Consider the following 3,220-nt stretch of genomic DNA (forward strand, 5'->3'; position numbering starts at 1 on the left):
ATAAACCTTGGTTGTTTGCCATACGCCTTTTTGTCTTCACTTTTGAAAAGTGAACGCAAATTGAAACCTCTTGGGGTTGTATGGTTAAGTGACTAAGCGTACACGGTGGATGCCTTGGCAGTCAGAGGCGATGAAGGACGTATTAACTTGCGATAAGCGTAGATTAGGCAGTAAAAGCCACTTGAGTCTACGATTTCCGAATGGGGAAACCCACTTACATAAGTAAGTATCCTTAACTGAATACATAGGTTAAGGAAGCGAACCGGGGGAACTGAAACATCTAAGTACCCCGAGGAAGAGAAATCAACCGAGATCCCGAAAGTAGCGGCGAGCGAAATTGGGTTAGCCCTTAAGCTTTTTATGCGTCAGGTGAAGCTTCTGGAAAGGAGCGCGATACAGGGTGATAGCCCCGTAACCGACAACGTATTTAAAGTGAAATCGAGTAAGGCGGGACACGTGATATCCTGTCTGAATATGGGGGGACCATCCTCCAAGGCTAAATACTCCTGACTGACCGATAGTGAACCAGTACCGTGAGGGAAAGGCGAAAAGAACCCCTGTGAGGGGAGTGAAATAGAACCTGAAACCGTGTACGTACAAGCAGTAGGAGCACCTTCGTGGTGTGACTGCGTACCTTTTGTATAATGGGTCAGCGACTTATATTCAGTGGCAAGGTTAACCGTTTAGGGGAGCCGTAGGGAAACCGAGTCTTAACTGGGCGATTTAGTCTCTGGATATAGACCCGAAACCAGGTGATCTAGCCATGGGCAGGTTGAAGGTTGAGTAACATCAACTGGAGGACCGAACCGACTAATGTTGAAAAATTAGCGGATGACTTGTGGCTAGGGGTGAAAGGCCAATCAAACCTGGAGATAGCTGGTTCTCCCCGAAAGCTATTTAGGTAGCGCCTCGGACGAATACTACTGGGGGTAGAGCACTGTTAAGGCTAGGGGGTCATCCCGACTTACCAACCCTTTGCAAACTCCGAATACCAGTAAGTACTATCCGGGAGACACACGGCGGGTGCTAACGTCCGTCGTGGAGAGGGAAACAACCCAGACCGCCAGCTAAGGTCCCAAATGACTACTAAGTGGGAAACGATGTGGGAAGGCTCAGACAGCCAGGATGTTGGCTTAGAAGCAGCCATCATTTAAAGAAAGCGTAATAGCTCACTGGTCGAGTCGGCCTGCGCGGAAGATGTAACGGGGCTAAGTAGTCAACCGAAGCTGCGGCTGCATACTTTGTATGCGGGGTAGGGGAGCGTTCTGTAAGCGGTTGAAGGTGGTTCGTAAGGGCTGCTGGACGTATCAGAAGTGCGAATGCTGACATGAGTAACGATAAAGGGAGTGAAAAACTCCCTCGCCGGAAGACCAAGGGTTCCTGTCCAACGTTAATCGGGGCAGGGTAAGTCGACCCCTAAGGCGAGGCAGAAATGCGTAGTCGATGGGAAACGGGTTAATATTCCCGTACTCGATCAAATTGCGATGGGGGGACGGAGAAGGCTAGGTGGGCCTGGCGATGGTTGTCCAGGTTCAAGTGCGTAGGCTGATGGTTTAGGTAAATCCGGATCGTCATTAAGGCTGAGACACGACGTCGAGCTGCTACGGCAGTGAAGTCATTGATGCCATGCTTCCAGGAAAAGCCTCTAAGCTTCAGATTTGATGGAATCGTACCCCAAACCGACACAGGTGGTCGGGTAGAGAATACCAAGGCGCTTGAGAGAACTCGGGTGAAGGAACTAGGCAAAATGGTACCGTAACTTCGGGAGAAGGTACGCTCTTGACGGTGAAGTCCCTTGCGGATGGAGCTATTAGGAGTCGCAGATACCAGGTGGCTGCAACTGTTTATTAAAAACACAGCACTGTGCAAAATCGTAAGATGACGTATACGGTGTGACGCCTGCCCGGTGCCGGAAGGTTAATTGATGGGGTTAGTCTTAGGACGAAGCTCTTGATCGAAGCCCCGGTAAACGGCGGCCGTAACTATAACGGTCCTAAGGTAGCGAAATTCCTTGTCGGGTAAGTTCCGACCTGCACGAATGGCGTAATGATGGCCACGCTGTCTCCACCCGAGACTCAGTGAAATTGAAATCGCTGTGAAGATGCAGTGTACCCGCGGCTAGACGGAAAGACCCCGTGAACCTTTACTACAGCTTGGCACTGAACATTGAACCTACATGTGTAGGATAGGTGGGAGGCTTTGAAACGCAGTCGCTAGATTGCGTGGAGCCGTCCTTGAAATACCACCCTTGTAGCTTTGATGTTCTAACTTAGCCCCATGAACTGGGGTGAGGACAGTGCCTGGTGGGTAGTTTGACTGGGGCGGTCTCCTCCCAAAGAGTAACGGAGGAGCACGAAGGTGGGCTAAACACGGTTGGACATCGTGTGGTTAGTGCAATGGCATAAGCCCGCTTAACTGCGAGAATGACAATTCGAGCAGGTGCGAAAGCAGGTCATAGTGATCCGGTGGTTCTGAATGGAAGGGCCATCGCTCAACGGATAAAAGGTACTCCGGGGATAACAGGCTGATACCGCCCAAGAGTTCATATCGACGGCGGTGTTTGGCACCTCGATGTCGGCTCATCACATCCTGGGGCTGAAGTCGGTCCCAAGGGTATGGCTGTTCGCCATTTAAAGTGGTACGCGAGCTGGGTTTAGAACGTCGTGAGACAGTTCGGTCCCTATCTGCCGTGGGCGTTGGAAGATTGAAGGGGGCTGCTCCTAGTACGAGAGGACCGGAGTGGACGAACCTCTGGTGTTCGGGTTGTCATGCCAATGGCATTGCCCGGTAGCTAAGTTCGGGATCGATAACCGCTGAAAGCATCTAAGCGGGAAGCGAGCCCTGAGATGAGTCTTCCCTGATACTTTAAGTATCCTAAAGGGTTGTTCGAGACCAGAACGTTGATAGGCAGGGTGTGTAAGCGTTGTGAGGCGTTGAGCTAACCTGTACTAATTGCCCGTGAGGCTTAACCATACAACACCCAAGGGGTTTTGTGGGCTCAAAGCAAGAACGAATTGAATGTGTAGAAATAGAACTTAGAAACAGCTTTCCGAATTTTTGTTTTCAGATATTAAGAGAATCTGAAAGCAAGTCGAATTTGCTTGGCGACCATAGCATTGTGGACCCACCTGATTTCCATGCCGAACTCAGAAGTGAAACGCAATAGCGCCGATGGTAGTGTGGGGTCTCCCCATGTGAGAGTAGGACATCGCCAGGCTTT

Annotated in this window: 2 rRNA genes; both read left to right on the plus strand. The window is 50.6% G+C overall.

The features are described from left to right. Positions 1-82: 82 nt before the first annotated feature. A 23S ribosomal RNA gene (locus HC752_RS23815) occupies positions 83-2,973 on the plus strand. Between the two features lie 127 nt (positions 2,974-3,100). After that, positions 3,101-3,217, plus strand: a 5S ribosomal RNA gene (gene rrf, locus HC752_RS23820). Positions 3,218-3,220 lie beyond the last annotated feature (3 nt).

It is taken from the genome of Vibrio sp. S9_S30 (genome assembly GCF_014694455.1).
Classification (GTDB): Bacteria; Pseudomonadota; Gammaproteobacteria; order Enterobacterales; family Vibrionaceae; genus Vibrio.